General features: G+C 32.6%; 4 protein-coding genes. 3 read left to right on the forward strand and 1 reads right to left on the reverse strand.

Going from position 1 to position 8,134, the window contains the following annotated elements; all coding sequences use genetic code 11:
* Positions 1-80: 80 nt before the first annotated feature.
* Positions 81-1,376: a fumarylacetoacetase gene (fahA, locus tag ACJBCC_RS15770; RefSeq protein ID WP_407557735.1), complete on the forward strand. Its 1,296-nt coding sequence runs from the start codon at positions 81-83 to the stop codon at positions 1,374-1,376.
* Positions 1,377-1,601: 225 nt separating this feature from the next.
* Here the strand turns inward: fahA and ACJBCC_RS15775 are convergent, their stop codons facing one another.
* A complete protein-coding gene (locus ACJBCC_RS15775) occupies positions 1,602-3,284 on the reverse strand; it encodes a pseudouridine synthase (protein ID WP_407557736.1) in 1,683 nt (560 codons plus the stop codon).
* Positions 3,285-3,544: 260 nt separating this feature from the next.
* Here ACJBCC_RS15775 and ACJBCC_RS15780 point away from each other — a divergent pair, with 260 nt between their 5' ends.
* Together ACJBCC_RS15780 and ACJBCC_RS15785 are read left to right on the forward strand one after the other, a co-directional pair.
* On the forward strand, positions 3,545-4,729 hold the full coding sequence (locus tag ACJBCC_RS15780) for a hypothetical protein (protein WP_407557737.1): 1,185 nt from the start codon (positions 3,545-3,547) through the stop codon (positions 4,727-4,729).
* A gap of 89 nt (positions 4,730-4,818) precedes the next feature.
* Positions 4,819-8,134 (forward strand): Calx-beta domain-containing protein (locus ACJBCC_RS15785; RefSeq protein ID WP_407557738.1); only part of this gene is annotated, 3,316 nt, incomplete at its 3' end.

An 8,134-nucleotide genomic window follows, 5' to 3' on the forward strand; every position in this document is an offset into this window, starting at 1 on the left:
TAGTGAATACATTAGTTTAAATATCAAAAATTATGTAGGTTTGAATAGAAATTAATGAACATTTAATCAACAATAGCAATATGCCATTATCAGCCAATAATCCAGATAGAACGTCATGGTTACATGTCGGTAAAACTTCAGATTTCCCAATTCAGAATATTCCTTTCGGTGTTTTCTTAACCAGAGACGACATTATTACTATTGGAACCAGAATTGGAGATACTGCGATAGACCTTGGCGCTTTGCATCAGTTGGGTTATTTTGAAGGTATTCCGTTAACAGACGATATCTTTTTACAAGATACTTTGAATGATTTTATTGCAGATGGTAGAAAAACTTGGCGTTTAGTAAGAAATAGAATTGCTGAAATTTTTGATGCCGAAAATGATACCTTAAAAAATAATGTTCCTCATAAAGAAACCATTTTATTTCGTTTAGATGAAATTGAAATGCAATTACCAATACAAGTTGGCGATTACACAGATTTCTATGCAAGTAAAGAGCATGCAACTAACGTAGGTGCTATGTTTAGAGACCCAGAAAATGCGTTATTACCAAATTGGGTACATATGCCAGTTGGGTATCATGGTAGAAGCTCATCTATTATACCATCAGGAATTCCTATTCATCGTCCACAAGGACAAACGTTAGCAGCAGATGCTGACCAACCTGTTTTTGGGCCTTCTAAATTGGTAGATTTTGAATTAGAAATGGCTTTTATTACAACCGATGCTAATGATTTAGGAGAACCAATTCCTATTGAAGAAGCTGAAGAATATATCTTTGGATTGGTATTATTTAATGATTGGTCTGCACGCGATATTCAGAAATGGGAATACGTGCCACTTGGACCCTTCTTAGGTAAAAACTTTGCCTCCTCTATGTCGCCTTGGATTGTAACTCTAGATGCTTTAGAACCTTTTAGAACGGAAAGTCCAAAGCAAAACCCTAAGCCTTTGGAGTATCTTCAAACTAAAGGAAAAAAGAGTTTCGATATTAACTTAGAAGTAGGTATTCAGCCAAAAGGTGCTAAAGAAACAACGGTTGCAAAATCGAACTTTAAATATATGTACTGGAATATGTCTCAACAATTAGCACACCATACTATTAATGGTTGTCCTATTAACTCTGGAGATATGATGGGAAGTGGAACAATTTCTGGTCCAACACCAGATTCTTACGGTTCTATGTTAGAATTAAGTTGGAAAGGCACAAAACCTGTAAAACTAAAAGATGGCACCGAACGTAAATTCATCAATGATCACGATACAGTTATTATGAGAGGATATTGCGAAAAAGATGATATTAGAATTGGTTTTGGTTCTGTAAAAACGAAATTATTACCTGTTTTTGATTCTAAGAAAAAGAAGAAATAAGCAGTTTGCAGTTTCCTAAAAATTATTGAAAGAAGATTAGAGTGAAATAACTTTAATCTTCTTTTTTATTAAACATATTTCAACAAACACTAGAACTCTATACGTTTTACTAATCACAAGTCTCTTTTAACTTTACACTTTACACTTTCTACTTTTTACTGTACACTTTCTACTACCAACTGAAAGCTGAGACTGTGACTGAAAACTGTGACTGAGAACTGCAAACTAAAAAGGAGCCTCACAACTAAAACTAACCCACTCTTTTTTAACAGGATGCTCAAAACTCAACGTTTCTGCATGAAGATGTAATCGGTTTGAAATTGTTCCGTATAAATCATCGCCAATAATAGGCATATTTAAACCTTTGTGATGCGCTGCATGTACACGCAACTGATGTGTTCTTCCTGAAATCGGATAAAAATGTATTCTTGTTTTATTATCTATAATCTCAACAACTTCAAATTTAGTTGTAGCTTTTTTTCCGTGCTCATAACAAACTAATTGCCTTGGTCTGTTGTTTAAATCTACTCTTAAAGGTAAATCAATAATGCCTTGCTTGACATTTAAAATTCCATCTAACAAGGCTACATAGCGCTTTTTTATAGTACGTTCTATAAACTGTTTTTGAAGTTTTTTATGTGTTCTTTCATTTTTAGCAACCAATAATAATCCTGAAGTGGACATATCTAAACGATGCAACAACAATGGTCCTGTAGCATTTGGCAAATACGCTTGTATTCTTGTTAAAACAGAATCTTTAATGATTTTACCAGGAACGGATAAAAACTCATGAGGCTTATTAACCAGTAATAAATAATCGTCTTCGTAGATTATTTCTAGTTCGCCATTAAACACACCAGCCAATTCTATAGGATTTGGTTCTACGTCTAAACCTTGCATCATATGACCTAAAATAGGCTCGCATCGTCCTCTACAAGATGGATAAAATTGTCCGTGTTTTCTAACTTCTTTTGTTGGCGAAATTCCCCAATAAAATTCGGCCATTGCAATAGGCTTTAACTTATTTTGATAAGCATACTGAAACAATTTAGGTGCAGCACATTCGCCAGCTGCTGCAGGTGGTTTTCCTAAATCTGTACTATTAAAAATTGCGATTAAATCTTTAGTATCGCCTTTAGCATTTAGAAATTTATAATGTTCATGAATTTCCTTTTGCAAACGCGCAGACAATGTTTTTCGTTCTAATTTTAAAGCTTCAATTGGATTTTGTAATTCGGCTACATCATTTTCTGCTTTTTTCAGCGCATCTTCAAGATGAAGTTTTAAATATTTTAAATCTATATTACTCTGAATACTTTGTTGCTTTAAATCTTCAAAAAATAGTGCTTTTTCTGTATCTGAAAGATGTTGCTCTGCTTCTACTCTACGCTGTTTCCTTTTTTGTTTTTCGGCTTTTGCCTTAGTTTTAAAATCTTCAAGTTTTTGAATATTTTCAAGCTTTAAACTCTTTAATTTTTTTAAGGCTTTTTCAATTTCAGGATTTTGTTCTAATTGTTCTATTTCAGCTGTTAAATCATTTAAATGTGCTTCATTTTGCTTGTAAAAACCATCCTTGTTTAAAGTATCATAAACAGGTGGTACAAATCCTTTTAAATGATTGCTTTCTGCTAATTTTCCTGAAAATGCTGTGAGGTAACCTAGTTGTCCTTCTGAAGTTTCAACTAACATTACACCAAACATTTTTCCGAGTTTTAAACATTTTTTTGATTCGTCTAGACCAAAATTATGTTCAAAATCTTGCTGTGTAGTTAAATATGTTTTTACCGCATTTGCAGCTTTAATACAAAGTGGATGTGGTGTGTAATAAAACGGAAATGTAAAATGTTTCGGAAGTTTTTCCGAATGTGATTCTAAAGGATGAAAACAACCGTTTTCCGTATTAAACATAGTACTTTCAATTGATTTGCAAAGAAACGAAAATATATTCTATTCGTCAGTTCAAGTGACATACAATTATAAATTGAAACCATACGTCAGTTCGAGTGAAATTGCTTCTTTTTAGCAATTTTGTATCGAGAACAATATGTTTAAAAAAGCTTCTCGATACAATTTGTTCGTGCCTCACAAATCACTCGAAGTGACGTTCAATTTAAAGTTTGGCACCATAATTGAAATTACTAATGACATAACCAATAAAACCTAACATTATGAAAAGATTTTTACTTTTAACAGTCCTTGTTTCAGTACTAGTATCTTGTAGTGCTAAAAAACAAATTGAAAGCGCCATTAGCAATGGAAATTATGACGAAGCTATTTCTGAAGCGTTAAGAAAACTTGAAAACAATAAAGACAAAAACCGAAAGCAAGATTATATTGTGATGCTTGAGGATGCCTACTATAAAGTTTTAGAAGAAAATTTAAATGATGTGGCTCATCTTAAAAAAGATGGGAACCCAGAACAATTTAAAACGATTTATTCTATATATGTAGATTTAGAAGAAAGACAAAATGCTATTAAGCGTGTGATGCCTTTGCAGATAAATGGCAAAACACTGAACTTAGATTTTAATGATTACAGTTCAGAAATTGTTGATTACAGATACAAAACCTCTGAGTATTTAATTGGCCAAGGGATTACATTATTAGATTCTGGCGATAAGTATAATGCAAGACAAGCGCATGGTATTTTCAGTTATATTGAAGAAATTAATCCTAATTTTGAAGAAAACAGAAGCTTAATTACCGAAGCGCATGAAGCTGGTATGGATTACGTACATGTTTCTGTGCAAAACCAAACACAACAGTTTATTCCGCAGCAATTAGAAGCCGATTTAATTGATTTTAACACCTATGGTTTAAATGATTTTTGGACAACATATCACGCCAACACTAGCGAAACTATAGATTATGATTTTGCCATGGAATTGCAATTGCAGAAAATAAACATTTCGCCAGAGCGTATTAACGAAACTCAGATTTTAAGACAAAAACAAATTGTTGATGGTTGGGAATACCAATTAGACAGAAACGGAAACGTGAAAAAAGACAGTTTAGGTAACGACATTAAAATCGATAAAACTGTAAACGTTAAGGCCAGATTTACTGAAGTTCTACAAACAAAATCGGTACAAGTTATTGCAGATGTGGTTTATAAAGATTTAAAACAAAACCAAATTATTGATTCGTTTGCCATAGATAGTGGATTTGCATTTGAGAATGTATTTGGAACATACACAGGCGATAAAAGAGCTTTAAACAAAAATGATATTACACTTGTAAACCAAAGACAAATGCGTTTCCCAACAGACGAACAAATGGTCTATGATACAGGTGAAGATTTAAAACTAAAACTTAAGGATATCATTGGTTCTTATGCGTTTAGACGAAGTTAAAATATAAATAACGGATTAAAAAAACTCTTACTTAGGTAGGAGTTTTTTGTTTTTAACTGTTATAATAATAGTTATTAAACCAATCCATCATGAAAAAATTATCACTTCTATTTCTATTTGTTTTTTATTCCATATTTAGTTTTGCTCAAGACCCAACAGTCTATATTACCAATGGCGGAAGCGGCTATTCTGTAATTGAAGGTAATACGTATACTTTTACCGTTAGCATGTATAGCGTAACTACAACTGATGTGGTTGTAGATGTATCAACACTTGCAAACACGGCTGACAATAGTGATTATACACCTCTTAATACAACAATTACTATTCCTGCAGGTCAATTAAGTAGTAGCGCATTAAGTATACCAACAAATAATGATTCTACGATTGAAGATAATTATGAATATTTTTATATTGAAGCTAATGTAACGTCTGGCAACACCAATAACTCTGAAATTTCTACAATTATATATCTTTATGATAATGATACTACGCCAACGATTAACACTACTACTACCCGAAATATAATTGAAGGACAAACGACATATCATTCTTTTATCCTTAGTAATTATTATAGTTCTGATGTCACTTTAAATGTAGTTAGTAGTGATGGTACTACAGATTCTTCAGACTACGACGCAATATCAACAGCATTAACTATTCCTGCAGGAGAACGTTCTATTTATATACCTGTTGTTTCGTTACAAGATGCAGCAACAGAAGCCGATGAAATATTCAATATAACAGCAACTATAACCTCTGGAAATACTACAAATAATACTATTGATATTGTTTATACCATTTTAGATGATGATACAACACCAACCCTAATGATGTCCTCTTATGGCAATACAACAGAAGGTAATACGGCCTATGTCTATGCTAATTTAGATAGAGTATTTAATTCTGATGTTAGTGTACAAATCACAACGTCTAATGGAACGGCTGATAACTCTGATTATACAAGTCTTACTCAAACAAAAACTATTGAAGCAGGAGATATTGGTGTAAACTTCCAAATTTATACAACGGACGACACCTTAGATGAACCAGTAGAATCATTTAATTACACAGGAACTGTGATGTCTGGAAACACCACAAATACTTCTGAAACTGGGTCTTTAACTATAATTGATAATGACGGCATGCCAGATTTTAGTATTCAGCCTTATTATGGTAATGATAACCAACCATATGCAGATAGTATCGCAGCAGAAGAAGGATTTGACCTTAAATTTACACCAAGATTAACGCATCCAAGTACTGTAGATACTGAAATTGAAGTTACTACTACTAATGGTACAGCTGATAATTCTGATTATACAACCTCAACTATAAATATTACAATTCCTGCAGGTCAATATTACAATTATAATGAGGTTTATAGTTATCCTACAGTTTTAGACCAGCTAGATGAAGATGATGAAAATTTATTCATTGTTGCCGTTGTAACCTCAGGAAATATATATAATAGCAATTATTCCGTTGAAGCCATTATTATAGATAATTATGCTATAAATGCACAAGCAGACCCAATAACTTCAGTTTTAGAAGTTGGCACGTCTTTAAATGTATTAGATAATGATACTTTTGAAGGATTACCTGTAAATTTAGCTGATATAAGCTTAACAATGCTTAGTAACAATTCTTTTGGCTTTACCCTAGATTCTAGCGGACTTTTAACTGTACCTTCTAGTGTGCCGATTGGCTATTACAATTTAGAATATCAAATTTGTGAGACTGCAAACCCTATAAGTTGCGACACAGCTTGGATAACTATTATTGTTGAATCTCCTTTAGAAGTCAACTATACTGTAACGTATGTAGATTTTAATGGCGATGGTTATACCAGTGTTGGAGATACTGTTGAATATGAATATACAGTAACCAATAACGGTAACGCTGCAATTACCAATATAGATGCAGAAGTACCTTATCAAGACCTTGATATTGTGGGTGGACCATTAGCAAGCTTAGGAGCAGGCCTTTCTGATACAACAACGTTTACAGCATTACATATCATTACACAAGATGATATTAATTTTGGGTATTTCGATGGTAATTTAGAAGGTGCACATTTTTACGGTACCTATTACGGAGATGAACATCTAGAGTATTTATACGATCAATCTCAGAACTTCAGTTTACAACAATCAGATGGTATTGAACTGAATGCTTTTGTAGATAGCAACGGTAACGGAACACAAGAAACTAATGAAATTAATTATCCATTAGGTCAGTTTAATTATGAAGTTAATAATGATGGTATTATGCATGATTTGTTTGTATCGCCACATTATTTATATGAATCTAATCCAACAACGACATATAATTTAGCTTACACTGTAGATTCAGATTATGCTGCTTACAATTCTACAACTACAAATTATTCCAATATCTCGGTTCCTGTAGGTTCCGGAATTACAACTTATGATTTTCCTATTACAGCAACCCCATATAACGATTTGTCTATTGATGTGTCGGCATCTTGGAGTCCACCTGTGCCAGGTTTTTATTATTGGAATTATGTGAGTTACACTAATCATTCACATGAAACAGTAACATCTGGAACTATTGATTTTAATATGGATAGCGCTTTAAGTCTGCTCAATGTATACGAATCTACGCAATATTGGACCTCTACAAATGTGGCTTCAGTAACCACAACACCAAATGGATTTTCTTATACTTTTAGTAATTTAGAACCTTATGAAACAAAAAACCTTTGGATAAAAATGTATGTACCTACCTTACCAACCGTAAGTTTGGGACAATTAGTAACTAATACTGCTGATATAGAAATACTAACTGGAGAAATTTTACCACTCAATAATACATCGAGTTTAACGGAAACAATTGTTGGTTCTTATGACCCAAATGATATTACGGAAAAGCATGGTGAAAATATAGTACACTCTACATTTACCACAGATGATTACTTAACCTATACCATACGTTTTGAAAATACTGGCACAGCAAATGCTATTAATATTAGAGTTGAAGACCTATTAGATGATCAATTAGATGAATCTACTTTAAAAATGGTAGATGCTAGTCATACTTATTCATTAGAACGCGTTGGTAAACAATTAGAGTGGAATTTCTTTGGCGTTAATTTACCACCTTCTCAAGATGATGATACGCAGACAGGTCATGGTTTTATTACTTTTAAAGTGAAGCCTTTTCCAGATTATGCTATTGGAGATGTGATTCCAAATACTGCAGAAATTTACTTCGATTTTAATCCTGCCATTATCACTAACACATGGAATACTACTTTCGTTGAAACCTTAAGCGATACTGAATTTACGCAACCTAATTTAAGCATATATCCTAATCCTGTTAAGAATATACTTCAGGTTAATAATTCAAGTAATATTATAAGTTTAGAAATAACATCAATTT

This window comes from Winogradskyella sp. 4-2091 (assembly GCF_045765065.1).
Taxonomy (GTDB): Bacteria; Bacteroidota; Bacteroidia; order Flavobacteriales; family Flavobacteriaceae; genus Winogradskyella.

What these genes read in the sequence shown, in the direction of transcription:
- fahA (WP_407557735.1), top strand. Translation starts at nt 81, where the DNA reads ATGCCATTATCAGCCAATAATCCAGATAGAACGTCATGGTTACATGTC.
- ACJBCC_RS15775 (WP_407557736.1), bottom strand. Translation starts at nt 3,284, where the DNA reads ATGTTTAATACGGAAAACGGTTGTTTTCATCCTTTAGAATCACATTCG.
- ACJBCC_RS15780 (WP_407557737.1), top strand. Translation starts at nt 3,545, where the DNA reads ATGAAAAGATTTTTACTTTTAACAGTCCTTGTTTCAGTACTAGTATCT.